Genomic DNA, 14,320 nt, shown 5'->3' with positions numbered 1-14,320 from the left:
GAACCGGCACCTACACGAGGTTTCGCTTCTGCAGGTAGCGCAGCGCGAGCCATCCCAGCGGCACACGACCCCAGAAAGTCAACAGTCGAAAGACGAAAGCCGCCGACAGCGCGACGCTGGCGGTGATGCCTGCCGCGGTCAGTCCGGAGGTCAGGGCGAGCTCCACCGCGCCGATGCCGCCGGGTGTGGGGACGGCGGATCCGGCGGCGTTCCCGGCGAGGTAGATGATCGCGAGGGAGGTGATCGGCAGGGTCTGGTCGAACGCGAGGAGGGTGACCCCGAACGCCGCCACGTAGCCGGCGGTCATGATCACGTTCCCGCCCAGGCCCAGCAGCAGCCGGTGCGGTTGCCCGACCACCCACACCAGGCGCGGCCAGACCTGCTTGAGGGTGGGGGCGGACTTCGAGACCACCCAGCGGCGCACGGTCGGCACCGCCAGGGCGACGCCGATCGCCGCGGCGATGGATCCGGCCACGATGAGCACGGTGCCCGACGGCAGTTGGTCCAGCGCGCCGGAGGAGCCGGTGAGCAGCGCGACGGCGAGCAGCAGCAGGATCGTGGTGACGAACTGGGAGACCTGCACCAGCGCCACCGTCGCCACCGCCATCGGAGTGTCGAGCTTGTTCTTCTGCAGGAACCGCAGGTTCATGGCCGCCGGCCCCACGCCGGCGGGCGCCACCAGGCCCACGATGGAGGCGGCGATCTGCACCAGGGTGGTGCGCCAGACCCCGAGCCGCACCGGGGAGAAGGCCACCAGACCCAGCGCGGAGCCGAGGTAGGTGGACAGGCCGAGAGCGAAGCCCGCCACCAGGTACCAGGGATTGGCCTGCTGCACGTAGGCGACCATCTGCGGCAGGTTGAAGGAGGTGATGACGATCCAGCCGACGACCATCGCGACCGTGACGGTCACGATGGTGCGTGCGGAGAAGCGGCGCAGGGCGATCTGCTCCACGTCCTCCCCGGTGGGCAGGACGGCGAGCAGGAGCTCCTGGAGCTTCTTGATCTCCTTCTTGTTGCGCCGCGCGGCCGCCCGGGTGCGCTCGGGCAGGGCGACCGGCTGCAGGATGGGCGCGATCGCGCGCAGGTCCTCACTGGTGAGGTTGCGGGTGGCCGAGGCCATCGCGCGCTCGGCGCCCACGCGCAGCGCGAGCAGCGCGAGCAGGTGCGCCTGGTCCAGGCGGCGCGCCAGGGTGGGGGAGGAGACCTCTCCCTGGGACCAGTTCGTCAGCCAGACGTGGCCCTCGGCGTTCAGCAGGATGGCCCGGGCGTCCAGGGAGCGGTGGGCGATGCCGGCGGCGTGGGCGGTGAGCAGTTCGCGCCAGATCCGGTCCAGCACGGTGTCGCTGAGGCGGGTGGCGTCGATGTCGTCGAGGGTGAGGGTGCCGGAGACATGTTCGGAGACCAGCACGGCGGAGTCCGCCTCGATCGTCATGCCGCGCAGTTCCGGGGCGTGCACGCCGGCGGCGCGAGCGGCGTAGGTGAGCAGAGCGGCGCGCTCCGCGGAGGCCTGCAAGGAGACCGCGGTGCGGTGCCGCAGTCCCCGCAGGCGAGCAGTAGCCCAGATCGTCTCGAGCATCCCGACCACCTGGCGGTCGCCGTCGAGCACCCCCACGTCCCAGTACTGCCCCTGCGCGTCCCGCACGGAGTAGATCCGGTTCTCGCCCTCGTCCTCACCGATCACGGCCGTGGCGCGGCGCACCGGGATACGGCCGCCGGCGGTCGGGGAGGCGGCGCGCTCGCCGGACGGCGCGGTCTGGCTGGGGGCACCGGACCCTCCAGCCGTGGCGGGAGTGTCGGTGTCGGTGTCGGTGTCGGTGTCGGTGTCGGTATCGGGAGCGCCTGAGCCGGGCGGGATGATCGGCGCATCGATCACCGGGAGTTGCATCGAGACCTCCCACGCGGCCACCAGGTCCCGGGGGTCGCGTTCGGGGGTTCGGGGCGCGCCAGGCTGCGGTGGGTTCGAGGACCCCTCGGCGGTGGTCGCGGCGGGCTCCTGCGCCTGGGTCTGCGCCTGGGTCTGGGTCCGGTGCGGGTGTGCCTCGTGGGACTCGCCGCTGGTGGCGAAGCCGATCGGGCCCTCCCCCAGGACCGTCTCCACGCTCGCGCCCTCCACCGGTTGCCCGTCCACGAGACGCAGCACCCGCTCCGGGTCGATCCCGCAGCGCCGCATGGCGTGCACCAGGTCCGCGGAGTAGGCGCGGTCGCCGAGCACGCCGCTGGCGTAGCGGGCCAGCAGGCCCAGGCCGTAACCGATGAGGATGGAGGTCAGGCCGCCCGGCAGGGTCATGCCGCTGCGCAGCACCTGCAGGGCGAGGGTGAGCCACAGCAGGTACCAGGTCCAGCGCACCAGGCGGCGGCGGTCCGGGGCGCCCACCACGGTGAGGAACGCCGCCAGGGCGGCCATGATCGGCACGAAGGAGAGCCGATCCACGTCGGTGGCGGTCACCCCGTTGACCAGTTGCGGTGTGCCCCAGGTCTCCAGCAGCCAGATGGCGCCCCAGGTGACGACGACGGCGACCGCGGCGGTGGCCGTCGCCTCCAGCACCGCCCGGACCTGGCGCCGGGCGAGGCGAACGGCGGAGATCACCAGCGGGAGGATGAAGATCGTGATGCCCTCGAGCACGTTCACGGCACCGAGCAGCAGGTTGCGCAGGGCGCCGGGCAGGGCCGCCTGCACGTCCTCGGTCACGCCCTCGGTGGTGTGCTGGGCGAAGACCGCCATGAGCAGCACCACGAGGATCGAGACCGCGACGATCACGGCGCTGACGAGGTCGCCCGGGCGCCGCAGCCGGTAGATCGGGAGGTCCACGATGGTCACGGTGCGCAGCGGCGTCGGCGTGCGGCGCACGGGGCGTGGCAGGCGGCGGGCGATGAGCACGGTCTCCTGCTCGATCACCTCACCGGTGCGCGGGTCGATCAGGCCCTCGTCCTCCTCGACCGGCTCGTCCTGCGCCGGGTCGATGCCGGCCGCGATCGAGCGCAGGCTGGCGCGGTCCAGCCGCTCCGTGGGCTGGTAGCCCGGCACGGAGTCGTCTGCGCCCTCGCGCTCCCGCGGATCGTCCGACACCCGGTCAGTCTAGGAGCCGTGTGCGGCGACGTCAGGCCGATTCAGGCGAGTCCGAGTGTCGCGAGCAGGGAGGCGGGCAGCAGCGCGTACCCCACAAAGGCCACCACGTCGATCAGGGTGTGCGCGACGACCAGCGGCATGACCCGCCGTCCCCAGGAGGGCACGAGGTAGTACCAGGCGAACAGCACCCCCATCGCGAGGTTGCCCAGCGCCATGCCCGGGCCCTGGTAGAGGTGATAGCTCGCGCGCAGCAGGGCGCTGGCCAGGATGATCGCGGCGATCCCCCAGCGCAGGTCCCGCAGGCGCTCGGCGAGGTAGCCGACCGCCACCACCTCCTCGAGGAACCCGTTGGCGGCGGCGGCGAGGATCAGCACCGGCACCGTCCACCAGAAGGCGTCCAGGGCGGCGGGTCGCACCTCCACGGTGATCCCCAGGGCGCGGCCCGCCAGGTAGACGCCGAGGCCCGGGATCCCAACGGCGGCGGCCAGCGCGAGGCCGTGCAGCAGGTCGCGTCCGGGGCGGGTCAGGTCCAGGCCGATGCGCCGGACGGCGGAGCGTCCGTTGGCCGAGAGCAGGTACAGCGCCAGCAGCGCCGGCAGGGCGAGGAAGGCGATGCGCCGAAGTTGGTAGAGCAGGTCCAGCCAGCCGCGTTCGTTCGCGGTGGCGTTCAGGGTGGCCGACTGCTCGGCGAGGGGGACGTCGATCGTGTAGCGGTCCAGCAGGTTCAGCGCGGCCAGAGTGGCGCTGCCCAGCAGGCTGACGCCGAGCACGAGCCAGATCTCCCACGTCAGGCGGCGGCGCACGGCCCGCGCGGAGGGGGGCGGTGCGCTGGGAGATGGCGGCGGCAGGTTCGGCATGTCGGCACCCGGGGGAGGCGGGGTCATGGGGGCCGTTCTACCAGGCCGGGCTGTCCGATGCGCCCCTTGACAACCGCACTACACGGCAGCAAACTGGTTTGCAACGCAAACCACTCTGCAAGGGGGATCGATGGACGCGCAACCCGAGGGAGCGCCGCACAAGGACGACGCCGAGCCGTTCGACGCCGCGGCCGCCCAGGCGCTGATCGAGGAGGCCGGCGGCCTGCGCGACCACCTGCAGCCCGACCCCCGCCTGCTGTACGGCGCGTGGGGGCTGGCCTGGCTGCTCGGTTACGGCACCCTCGCGCTCACGCAGAACGCGAACGGACTGCCGCCCGCCGGGGCGTTCGTCGTCTTCGGCGCCCTGCTCCTGGCCGCCGGGGTGCTGACCGCCGTCCACATCACGCGCCGCTCGGCCGGGCTCCGCGGTGCGAGCACCCGAGCCGGTGTGATGTACGGCATCACCTGGCCGATCTCCTTCGTGGTGGTCAGCGTGATGGTCGGCGCCCTGGGCAATGCGGGTGTCGACGGCGAGGCGATGGCGATCGCGGCCAACGGGGCCTTCACCATCCTCGTGGGGGTCCTGTACATGGCGGGCGGTGCGATGTACCGCGACATGACCTGGTTCCTGCTCGGAGTCTGGATCGCCGTGGTTGCCGCCGTGGCCGGCCTGGCGGGCCTGCCCGCCCTGTACTGGATCATGGCGCTCGCCGGCGGTGGTGGATTGCTGATCAGGGCGTCGATCGCCGTGATCACCCAGGCTCGCACTCGGGGCCGGGCATGAGCACCGACGGCCTCGACCCGGTCATCCATGCCCCCGCCCGGCTGCGCATCGTGGCGGCCCTCGCACAGATCGCCCGCGACGACACCATCGCCTTCCCCCGGCTGCAGCGCGAGCTCGAGATGACCGCCGGGAACCTCTCCACCCACCTGCGCAAGCTCGAGGACGCCGGCTACGTGCAGGTCACCAAGACCCACGAGAAGCGCACCCCCGTCACCTACCTCGCCCTCACACCCGAGGGCCGCACCGCGTTGCGGACCTACCGCACCGCACTGACCGCGATCTTGGGAGGATCCTCATGAGCGTCGCGACCCTGGAGCACGTCACCCGCACGTTCGAGTCCGTCACCGCGCTGGACGACGTCACCCTCACCCTCGGCGAGGGCGAACTGATCGGCATGCTCGGCCCGAACGGTGCCGGGAAGTCCACCCTGCTCAGCCTTGTGGCGGGGCTGCGCAAACCCACCGCCGGGACGGTGCGCCTGTTTGGGCGCGACCCGCGCCACGCCGCCGCCCGCGCCACCCTGGGCACCACCCCGCAGGAGACGGGCCTGCCGCCCACCCTGCGAGTGGCCGAGGTGGTCGACTTCGTCGCCGGGCACTACCCCGATCCGCTCCCGACGGCGCAGCTGCTGGAGATGTTCGACCTCACCCCGCTCGCCCGACGCCAGACCGGCGGACTCTCGGGCGGGCAGAAGCGCCGGCTCGCGGTCGCCCTGGCGATCGTGGGGAGGCCGCGCCTGGTGCTCCTGGACGAACCCACCACCGGCCTGGACGTCGATGCCCGCCGGGTGCTGTGGGACGCGGTGCGCGCCTATCACGCGAGCGGCTCCACCGTGGTGGTCACCAGCCACTACCTGGAGGAGATCGAGGCTCTCGCGCAGCGCGTGGTGGTGATCGACGAGGGGCACGTCCTGGCCGATGACTCCCTCGCCGCGATCGTGGCCCGGGTCGGCGCCCGCCACGTGCGCGTCACCCTCCCCGAGGGCACGACGGCGCAGCTCACCTCGCCCGAGTGGGCCGGCGCCACCTGGGCCGGGTCGGGCGCGCAGGTCGTGACCGCCGACTCCGACGCCCTGGTGCGCGACCTCGTGCGGGCCGGGGTCGAGTTCCACGACCTGCAGGTGCGCGGCGCCACCCTCGAGGAGGCGTTCCTCGCGATGACGAAGCCCGGTGCCGCGAGCGGCACCGACACCCCGGCGGGTGCGCCCGTCCCGAGCCTTCTGGAGCAGCGATGAGCACCACGAGCGTTTCCGCCGCGAGTCCGCTGGGCGGCGCCACGCCGTCGGGCACCCCCGGGTTCTTGCGCCTGTGCGCGCTGCACGTGCGGATGCAGGTGACCGAGACCATCCGCATCCCGATCGCCGTGCTCAGCGCCGCGCTCTTCCCGGCCCTGGCCGCCCTGTTCTTCGTGGTGCCGAACGCCGCGGTCTCCACCGTTCCGGTGATCGCCACGGCCGCCATCGCCCAGCTCGGGGTGTTCGGCATCATGTCCGCCTGTCTGTTCACGCACGGCACCGGCGTGGCCGAGGACCGGCAGCTCCCCTTCGACGGCTTCGTGCGGACCCTGCCCGCGGGCGCCGCGCCGCGCCTGATCGGGCGTGTGGTCAACGGGCTGATCTTCTCCGCGATCGCCCTGGTCCCGCTCCTGGCGGTCGGCGCGTTCCTCACCGAGGCAGCGATCAGCCTCCCGCGGCTGCTCGCCTCGATCGGGGTGGCGCTCGCCGTCGCGGTGCCCTTCACCCTGCTGGGCCTGGCGATCGGCTACTCCCTGCCCGCCAAGGCGGCCGTCGCCGTCGTGCAGGTCACCCTGTTCCCGCTCGCCTTCGCCGGCGGCCTGTTCCTCCCCCCGCAGACCTTCCCGGGGTGGCTGGACACGTTCTCGATGGCGCTGCCCTCCCGTGCCGCGCGCGAGCTCATGGTGGTGGCGAGCACGGGGGCCGAGGGCTACGCGCTGGCGCTGCCGGTGTTCCTGGCGTGGACGGCCGCGTTCGCGGCGCTCGCGGTGTGGGCCTACCGGCGCGATGAGGGCCGCCGGTTCCGCTGAGAACTGCGCTTCAGCCCTCGTGCTGACGGCGAATGTAGTCGTCCATGTGGGGGACGGTGAACTGGAGCATTCCTCGATCCGGTGCGAAGATCAAGCCCTTCTTGATGAGCGCATCGCGTGCCACGCTGAGGTCACTCGGACGTCGCTTTCCGAGCCGACTGACGAGGTCGGAGAGTTGGCTGCTGCTGCGGTCTTCCGCCATCGCGCGCATGAGGTGCTTCTGCGCGGGCGTGGCGCGGTCCCATCGCGAGTGGAAGAGGCTCTCGTCCAGGACCGCGGTGCCCGTCGTCACCGCTGCGAGTGCGTCGTCGTAGGTGATCGAACTCGGACCGGGGGCGTTGCGCCAAGCCTGGTCCCCGTACACCTGGATGAAGTATGGATACCCGCCCGAGACCTGGACCAGCCGTTCGACTGCGGGTTCTGTGAACGAGACTCCCTCGGCCGCAGCCGGGGATTCGAGGGCGCTGCGGGCATCCCTCGCTGAGAGCGCGCCGATGCGCATGAAGTGGAAGCGCTCGGCATAGGAGTGCACCTCCGCCATTCTCCCGGGGACGTTGGGGAGACCTGCCCCGTAGAGATGGAAGGGCCAGCCCTTCTGGCTTGCCCGATGCTGTGTGGCGATCAGAGCGCTGAGGGTTGCCGCGTCAAGATCCTGTATCTCGTCGACGAACACCGCGAGGGCTATTCCCGACTCTTTGAGTGCCGGCACCAGATCGGAGACCAGTTCTTCGACGTCGATCGAGGGGTCACCGGAGTCCGCACGGCCGCGCGCCGGGTCGACGCCAAGGGTGGCGGTCATCCCGAGTGGGCCGACCGCGACAGAGAACGCCGAGATCGTCGCCAGCGCCCGCTGCCATGCTTGTGATGTGCGCCGCGGTGGCGTGAGAGCCCTAGCACTGGTCACAAGCGCCCGGGCAAGGCGTTGCCGGGTCTGGTCCTGCTGGCTCGCTGTTTGGGTGCCCTCGATCTCGACGGTGAGCCAGCCTGCCTTGTCTGCCTGGGCCTGAAGGGCCTTCAAGAGCACGGTCTTCCCGACGCCACGTAGCCCGTAGAGGATCGGCGGTTGCGCGACGCGCCCTCGAGAGGTCCGAGCGATGACTGTGCGTCCGGCTGCCAGTTCGTCGTCGCGCCCGACGAGTGCGGGGGGTGGAGTTCCCGCTCCTGGCGTGTACGGGTTTCGTGAGTGGTCCACGATCAGACTCTATCAGCCCGTATAACGGATTCGCTTATACAAGCGTAGAGTGTGTGATATGCATGGTGTGCGCGGGTGACGCCTCTTCCCGAGGCATCGCCCCGGGGTGCCGTCTCAGCCCGCCCTGCGCAGCCGCAGCGAGTTGCTCACCACGATCACCGAGCTCGCCGCCATCGCAGCACCCGCGATCATCGGGTTGAGCAGGCCCAGGGCGGCCAGCGGGATCGCGGCCACGTTGTAGGCGAAGGCCCAGAACAGGTTCTGCTTGATCACCCGCAGGGTGCGGCGCGACAGCGCGATGGCCGTGGGGACCGCGTCCAGGTCGCCACGCACCAGGGTGAGGTCGCTGGCCTCGATCGCCACGTCCGTGCCGGTGCCCATCGCCAGCCCCAGGTCGGCCTGGGCGAGCGCGGCGGCGTCGTTCACGCCGTCGCCCACCATCGCCACCACGTGCCCGGCGCGCTGCAGCCGCTCCACCTGGTCGACCTTGCCCTCGGGCAGCACCCCGGCGATGACCTCGGTGATGCCGACCTCGGTCGCCACGGCGCGGGCGGCCGCCTCCTGGTCCCCGGTGAGCAGCACCGGGGTGATCCCGAGGTCCTTGATCCGGGCGATGGCGGAGGCTGAGGAGGTCTTGACCTCGTCCCGCAGGGCGATCGCACCGCGGACCTGCCCGCCCCAGGCGAGCACCACGGTGGTGGCACCGGTGGCCTCGAGGCGAGCGACGACGTCGCCCACCTCGCTTGCCCCGCCCGCCCGATCCGCGACCCAGCCCGGGCGCCCGAGGGCGACCTCGGTGCCGTCGGTCAGCGTGGCGGTGACGCCGGACCCGGCCTGGTTGCCGAAGTCCCGCACCTCTCGCAGCGGACCGGCCTCGCGGGCGGAGGTCGTGATCGCCCGGGCAATGGGGTGCTCCGAGGAGGACTCCACCGCGCCGGCCACCGCCAGGACCTCCGCGCGGGTGGAGTTCCCGATCGGTGCGACCGCTGCGACGCTCATCGCGCCGACGGTCACGGTGCCGGTCTTGTCCAGCACGGCCACGTCGATCCGGCGGGTGGCCTCCAGCACCTGTGGGCCCTTGATGAGGATGCCGAGCTGCGCGCCGCGGCCGGTGCCCACCAGCAGCGCGGTCGGGGTCGCCAGGCCCAGGGCGCAGGGGCAGGCGATGATCAGCACGGCGACGGCGGCGGTGAACGCGGCCTGCACGCCGTCGGTGCTCAGGCCGCCGTTCGTGGCGTCGATGATCAGCCAGACGGCCAGGGTGGCCACGGCCAGGGCGATGACGATCGGCACGAACACGGCCGAGATGCGGTCCGCGAGGCGCTGCACGGGCGCCTTCCCGGTCTGCGCGCGCGCCACGAGGGCGCCGATCTGGGCCAGGGCGGTGTCGGCCCCCACCCGGGTGGCGCGCACCGTCAGGGCGCCGGAGGTGTTCATCGTGGCGCCCGTGACCGCATCCCCCGGGCCGACGTCCACGGGGACGGGTTCGCCGGTGAGCATGGAGGCGTCGACGGCGGAGGTCCCCTCGATCACCTCACCGTCCGTGGCGACCTTCTCACCCGGGCGCACCCGGAAGGCATCGCCCACCCGCAACTGGGCGATCGGGACGAGGCGCTCGGTGCCGTCCGGCAGCACGAGGTGGGCCTCCTTCGCGCCGAGCTCCAGCAGGGAGCGCAGCGCATCACCGGAGGAGCGTCGGGCGCGGTACTCCGCGTAGCGCCCCGCCAGCAGGAAGGTGGTGACCACGGCCGCCACCTCGAAGTACAGCTCGGGGGTGCCGTGGCCGCCCGAGCGCGGCAGCAGGGTGAACTCCATGCGCATCCCCAGGGCGCCCGCGCCGCCGAACAGCAGGGCGTACAGCGACCAGAGGGTGGCGGCGATGACGCCGAGGGAGACCAGGGTGTCCATCGTGGAGGAGCCGTGGCGGGCCGCCTTGAACGCGGCCGCGTGGAAGGGCCAGGCCGCCCAGGTCACCACCGGTAGGGCGAGCGCCGCCACGACCCACTGCCAGCCGGTGAACTGCAGCGGCGGGATCATGGACAGCAGCGCCACCGGCAGCGTGAGGACCGCGGCGACGATCAGCCGGCGCCGCAGCATGGTGCCGCGGTCGGCCGTCGGGGCGGAAGTGTCGCCGTCGTGGTGGCCGGCGGCGTGGTCGGTGCCCGGGTGATCGCTTCCGCCGTGGCCGCCGTGCGCAGAGAGCGCCTGGTCGTAGTCCGGCCCGGGGATCTCAGGCGCCGGGTCGGCTTCGGGCTGGGTCAGGACCCTCGCGGAGTAGCCCGCGGAGTCGACTGCGGCGAGCAGGTCCTCGGTGTCCACGGGCTCGGTGAGAGTGACGTGCGCGCGCTCGAGGGCGAGGTTCACCTCGGCCCGCACGCCGGGCAGTTTCTGCAGTTTGCGCTCCACGCGCGCGACGCAGGAGGCGCAGGTCATGCCCTCGACCGCGAGGTCGACTTCGGTGGTGCTCATCACCGCAGCATACCCCCTAGGGGTATCAAATGCGAGGGGGGGACGCAGTCGCGCGAGGGTCCCCGCGCGCGTGCCCCACGCGTTCGGCACGTGGAGTGCCTACCCTGAGCGGGTGAGTCGTCATCGTCACCCCGCTCGTCGTCGCCCGATCGCGACCCTCGTCGCGTCCCTCGCGGGCGCCCTGTTCGCCCTCGCGCCCCTGGCCGGGCCGGCCGCAGCCGAGGGTACGGACGCCACGGAGGAGGTCGAGGAGGTCGAGGTCTGCCTGTGTGGGCGCCTGGCCACCGTTCCCGGGGAGGAGGCGTTCGTGGTCGCCGAGTCCGCGGTGCTCCGCCGCGTGGACGGGCAGCAGCGCTCCCTGGTGCAACTCGCGGTGCGCGGTGACGCCTCCACGGCTCTGGCGATCTTCCCGACCCCGAACCCGGCGGAGGTGTCCGTGGGTGATGCCGCCACCATGGACCTGGTCGCCGAGCTCGCCGCGCCCGAGGTCGAGGAGGTCAGTCGGTGGTGGCCGGACCCGCAGTACTTCTCCGAGCAGGCCGAGGAGGCCGCCACCCCGCTGGAGCCGCAGGAGGTCACCACCTCGGAGGTGATGACCACCGAGAAGGGCGACCGGGAGGCGCTGGCGACGTGGATCAGCGATGCCGGGATGGCGATCTCCGAGGAGGCTCAGGCGGTGGTGGACCGCTACGCCGACGCCGGATGGTCCTTCTCCGTGGTGCAGTTGACGGTGGACGGCGGCTTCGACGGCGTCCTGCCGCCCATCGAGTTGTCCTTCGCCTCCGACCGGATGGTGCAGCCGATCCTCTTCGACGGTGCCTCCAGCCGCGCCGTGACCATTCGCAGTTACGTGATCCACGAGCAGCGCATCGACCGCGACGACGACCTGCGCGGCGGCGCCGAGGTGCTGTTCGCGGGGCCGATCAGCGCCGCCGACACCCCCGAACTGCAGGGATGGCTCGAGCCCTACGGCGGCTCGGGCTACCTGACGCTCTCCGAGCAGGCATTCACCGCGCCCGCAACCCAGGTCACGGAGAACGCCTACTTCACCGGGTCGACCCTCCCGGACATCAGCCGCAACGAGGTGGTGATCGTGGACCGCATGGTGCTGGGCATGCACGCGGGCCCGGCCTTGGTGGGTCTGGGCCTGGTGGTCATCGCGGTGGCCGGAGTGGTGGTCTCACGGCTTATGCGTCACTGAGGGGGGCGACGTGACCGGCGTGGTCCTGCAGGTGCTGCCCGGCGTGGGACCGGCGCTGCGGCAGGAGGCCGCACGGGCGGGACTGATCGTGGCCGATGCGGTGGCCCCCGCGGGGGATCGGGGCGTGAGCCCCGCGAGCGACCAGGAGGAGTTCGCGCTCCGAGGGGAGGCGACCCCCGCGCTCCTGAGCGCCGTCGGAAACTTGCGCTGCGCCGTCGCCGGATACCTGGTGATCACCTCACCCGAGCGGCGGCCGAGCGGGTTGCTGGCCACGGAGGTCACGCGGCAGGTGCACGACGCGCTGGACCTCCTCGCGCGGCAGCGACCGCGGGTGCGGTTCGCCGGGCTGCGCCTGGAGGCAGCCGGTTCGGACACCCCGCTGATGCTGCGGGTGGCCGAGGAGGTCGCGGCCCTCGCGGGCGTGCCGGTGGACCCCGACGGCGACCTGCTGGTGCGGGTGCGCCGGGCACGTGGGGGAGCGCCCGGATGGGAACTGCTGATCCGGACCACGCCGAGGCCGCTGGCCACCCGTGCCTGGCGCACCGAGCGCTATCCCGGCGCGCTGAACGCGACCATCGCGGCGGCAGTGGTGGACCAGGTCGGCCTCGCGCCGACGTTCGCGGATCTCATGTGCGGATCGGGGACGCTGACCGTGGAACGCCTTGCCCGTCGCGAGGTTCGGGTGGAGCGTGGACTCGCGATCGACCAGGCGCCCGAGGCCACGGAGGCCGCCCGGCGCCACCTGCGCGCGGCTCGACTGCGCGGCAAGGTCGAGGTGCGTACCGGCGATGTGCTCGATCTCGGGTCGGAGGGTGCGGAGTCGGAGGCCGGCTACGAGACGATCGTGTGCAACCCGCCCTGGGGTGAGCTGATCGGCGAGCACGAGACCAACGAGACGCTCTACGTCGGGCTGCTGGACGCCGTCGACCGCCTCGGATCACCCGACCTACGCGCCGGCATCCTCACGCACGACATCCGCCGCTTCGAGCGGGTGCTGGCCGCGGACCAGCGCTGGCACGTGGAGCGCGGCCCGCAGTACTTCGCCAAGGGCCACCGCCCCCGGCTGTACCTGCTCACCCGCGCCTGACCCACCCACCTCGTGGTCGCCCGCTCCTGTCGCTCGGTGTCCGGCTACCCCGTCTTGAGGGCGTAGGTGGTGTCCAGGAGTTGGCGGTACTGCTCGATCTCGAACGACTGGACGGCGGCCTGGGTCTCGGCGAGACGGATCACCTTCTCGCTCGAGGCCAGATCGACCGCCGCCTCTGCCATCGTCACCCCGCCCTCGTGGTGGGCCGACATCAGTTCGAGCCAGTAGCGGCCTTGCTCGAGTCCGTCGAGCCGGGAGAGTTCAGCGAGTTCGGCGTCGGACGCAAGACCGTGCATCTCGGCAAGCGGCATGCCGCCACCGCCGTGCATCCACGCCATCACCGTCTCCGGCGGTGCCGTCGATTGGCCCCAGTCCGCCAGCCACGCACGCATCGTGCCGAGTTCGATTGCCTGGTTCTGCAGCACCTCTGCCGCCGCAGCCGTGACCGGGGTGCCGACGTCGCCGCCCAGTACCCGTTGACACAACACGAGCGCCTGGCTGTGGTGGGCACTCATGTCGGTGAGGAATCCGACGTCGACCTCGGTCGGTTCGTCCGACGAGCCCTCGTCGGGGGCGCACGCACTCAGTGTGGCGCCGGTGACCGCCATGCCGATGGCGCCGAGCGAGAGGCCGAGCAGGCGCCGCCGGCCGGTATCGACGGTGGCGCCGCCGACGGTCACCTGCCGCCTCGGATCTCGACGTCGCCGACGAAGCAGCCGAGGACGTAGGGGAACTCATCGGTCGTGTAGTAGGCGTAGTTGCCGTCGGCGTCGGTGAGACCGTTGCACTCGTCGAGGTCGCCGGACCCTTCGACGTAGGTGTGGGCGGCCCAGGTGTCACTCGCGAACAGCGACTCGTCGGTCAGCTCCCACGACGACGTGTACTGGTCGTTGCCGGTGTAGATCGGGTAGCCGTCGAACGCGTAGCCCAGCAGCTGCGGGCCTGATGCGATCTCGTCGGGGCTGAAGTCGCAATCGGTCGTCTCGCTCGTGCCGACGAGGTGCAGGTGGAAACCGGTCGGGCCGTTGTGGCTCCCGCACTCCATCAGGATGCCGTCGATCGAGCCGACGTCACCGCCGGTTCCCTCCGTCGGTCCGTAGATCGGGATGCCGGCCAGGGTGACCCCGAGCGCGCCGATCAACGGCACGTCGGTGGTGTCGTCGGCCACGGTCGGTTCGGCGGGGATCTCGTAGGTCAGATCCTGCGCTGAGGGCGGGCCGGGGCTCGTCTCGATGTAGGTGTAGTCGGGGATTCCGTTCGAGGTGATCACGATCGTGTCACCGTCGCACACAGCGGACGACTCGGGATCAGGCAGATCCGGGTTCGCCGGGCCGTCGGTGGTGAACAGGGCCGCGATCTCCTCGCACCCCGTCACGACGTCGACCGCGGTCGCGACATCGTCGTCGTTCGTCGTGTCGGCTGCGGTCGTGTCGTCGGCGCTCGTGTCGTCCGTCGACTCCTCCGTCGTGTCCTCGTCGGTCGCCTCGGTCGTGGTGTCGGCCGCGGTCGTGTCGGCGGTGCCGTCGTCGCTCGAGCAGGCGGCGAGCACTAGCGATGCAGCCAGTACGGCTCCGAGTGCCGCATAGCGAGGAGCGGTTCGCCGAATGGTCATGGGGTGGT

At 71.8% G+C, this 14,320-nt stretch carries 12 protein-coding genes; 6 read left to right on the top strand and 6 right to left on the bottom strand.

Going from position 1 to position 14,320, the window contains the following annotated elements; all coding sequences use genetic code 11:
• Positions 1 to 10: 10 nt before the first annotated feature.
• Positions 11 to 3,067 carry a lysylphosphatidylglycerol synthase domain-containing protein gene (locus ATL40_RS13345; RefSeq protein ID WP_098469975.1) on the bottom strand — a complete coding sequence of 1,019 codons (3,057 nt, stop codon included), beginning with the start codon at positions 3,065 to 3,067 and terminating at the stop codon, positions 11 to 13.
• Between the two features lie 41 nt (positions 3,068 to 3,108).
• Positions 3,109 to 3,951, bottom strand: a complete 843-nt coding sequence (locus tag ATL40_RS13340) for a CPBP family intramembrane glutamic endopeptidase (protein WP_245867114.1) — start codon at positions 3,949 to 3,951, stop codon at positions 3,109 to 3,111.
• Positions 3,952 to 4,054: 103 nt separating this feature from the next.
• On the opposite strand from ATL40_RS13340, the gene ATL40_RS13335 reads away from it, so the two are divergent.
• The 4 genes from ATL40_RS13335 to ATL40_RS13320 are packed head-to-tail and all read left to right on the top strand — an operon-like array spanning position 4,055 to position 6,751.
• The gene (locus ATL40_RS13335; protein WP_098469973.1) at positions 4,055 to 4,708 is read left to right on the top strand and encodes a hypothetical protein; all 654 of its coding nucleotides are present in this window, start codon (positions 4,055 to 4,057) and stop codon (positions 4,706 to 4,708) included.
• Positions 4,705 to 5,007 (top strand): transcriptional regulator, encoded by a 303-nt coding sequence (locus tag ATL40_RS13330; protein WP_098469972.1) that lies wholly within the window; start codon positions 4,705 to 4,707, stop codon positions 5,005 to 5,007. The genes ATL40_RS13335 and ATL40_RS13330 overlap by 4 nt, the downstream gene beginning before the upstream one ends.
• Positions 5,004 to 5,942, top strand: coding sequence for an ABC transporter ATP-binding protein (locus tag ATL40_RS13325; protein WP_098469971.1), 939 nt, complete (start codon positions 5,004 to 5,006; stop codon positions 5,940 to 5,942). Before ATL40_RS13330 ends, ATL40_RS13325 begins: the two co-directional genes overlap by 4 nt.
• On the top strand, positions 5,939 to 6,751 hold the full coding sequence (locus tag ATL40_RS13320; RefSeq protein ID WP_098469970.1) for an ABC transporter permease: 813 nt from the start codon (positions 5,939 to 5,941) through the stop codon (positions 6,749 to 6,751). Before ATL40_RS13325 ends, ATL40_RS13320 begins: the two co-directional genes overlap by 4 nt.
• A gap of 10 nt (positions 6,752 to 6,761) precedes the next feature.
• Here ATL40_RS13320 and ATL40_RS13315 read toward each other — a convergent pair whose 3' ends face one another.
• Positions 6,762 to 7,943: an ATP-binding protein gene (locus ATL40_RS13315; RefSeq protein WP_169925987.1), complete on the bottom strand. Its 1,182-nt coding sequence runs from the start codon at positions 7,941 to 7,943 to the stop codon at positions 6,762 to 6,764.
• Positions 7,944 to 8,057: 114 nt separating this feature from the next.
• Positions 8,058 to 10,412, bottom strand: a complete 2,355-nt coding sequence (locus ATL40_RS13310) for a heavy metal translocating P-type ATPase (protein WP_098469968.1) — start codon at positions 10,410 to 10,412, stop codon at positions 8,058 to 8,060.
• A 112-nt stretch (positions 10,413 to 10,524) separates the two neighbouring features.
• On the opposite strand from ATL40_RS13310, the gene ATL40_RS13305 reads away from it, so the two are divergent.
• Together ATL40_RS13305 and ATL40_RS13300 are read left to right on the top strand one after the other, a co-directional pair.
• Positions 10,525 to 11,613, top strand: coding sequence for a DUF2330 domain-containing protein (locus ATL40_RS13305; RefSeq protein WP_169925986.1), 1,089 nt, complete (start codon positions 10,525 to 10,527; stop codon positions 11,611 to 11,613).
• 10 nt (positions 11,614 to 11,623) lie between these two features.
• Entirely contained in the window at positions 11,624 to 12,700 is a 1,077-nt protein-coding gene (locus tag ATL40_RS13300; RefSeq protein ID WP_098469966.1) for a methyltransferase, read from the top strand.
• Between the two features lie 44 nt (positions 12,701 to 12,744).
• Here ATL40_RS13300 and ATL40_RS13295 read toward each other — a convergent pair whose 3' ends face one another.
• Positions 12,745 to 13,380: a DUF305 domain-containing protein gene (locus ATL40_RS13295; RefSeq protein WP_245867111.1), complete on the bottom strand. Its 636-nt coding sequence runs from the start codon at positions 13,378 to 13,380 to the stop codon at positions 12,745 to 12,747.
• Positions 13,377 to 14,312: a YHYH protein gene (locus ATL40_RS13290; protein WP_098469965.1), complete on the bottom strand. Its 936-nt coding sequence runs from the start codon at positions 14,310 to 14,312 to the stop codon at positions 13,377 to 13,379. Before ATL40_RS13290 ends, ATL40_RS13295 begins: the two co-directional genes overlap by 4 nt.
• Positions 14,313 to 14,320: the final 8 nt, after the last annotated feature.

The organism is Serinibacter salmoneus, from assembly GCF_002563925.1.
Taxonomy (GTDB): domain Bacteria; phylum Actinomycetota; class Actinomycetes; order Actinomycetales; family Beutenbergiaceae; genus Serinibacter; species Serinibacter salmoneus.
Note: the sequence above shows the minus strand (reverse complement) of the source record. Positions and strands in the feature narration are given on the sequence as shown.

Bases quoted from the DNA above. Each gene is read 5' to 3' on its own strand.
- ATL40_RS13290 (WP_098469965.1), bottom strand. From the start codon at position 14,312: ATGACCATTCGGCGAACCGCTCCTCGCTATGCGGCACTCGGAGCCGTA.
- ATL40_RS13340 (WP_245867114.1), bottom strand. From the start codon at position 3,951: ATGACCCCGCCTCCCCCGGGTGCCGACATGCCGAACCTGCCGCCGCCA.
- ATL40_RS13325 (WP_098469971.1), top strand. From the start codon at position 5,004: ATGAGCGTCGCGACCCTGGAGCACGTCACCCGCACGTTCGAGTCCGTC.
- ATL40_RS13335 (WP_098469973.1), top strand. From the start codon at position 4,055: ATGGACGCGCAACCCGAGGGAGCGCCGCACAAGGACGACGCCGAGCCG.
- ATL40_RS13330 (WP_098469972.1), top strand. From the start codon at position 4,705: ATGAGCACCGACGGCCTCGACCCGGTCATCCATGCCCCCGCCCGGCTG.
- ATL40_RS13310 (WP_098469968.1), bottom strand. From the start codon at position 10,412: ATGAGCACCACCGAAGTCGACCTCGCGGTCGAGGGCATGACCTGCGCC.
- ATL40_RS13320 (WP_098469970.1), top strand. From the start codon at position 5,939: ATGAGCACCACGAGCGTTTCCGCCGCGAGTCCGCTGGGCGGCGCCACG.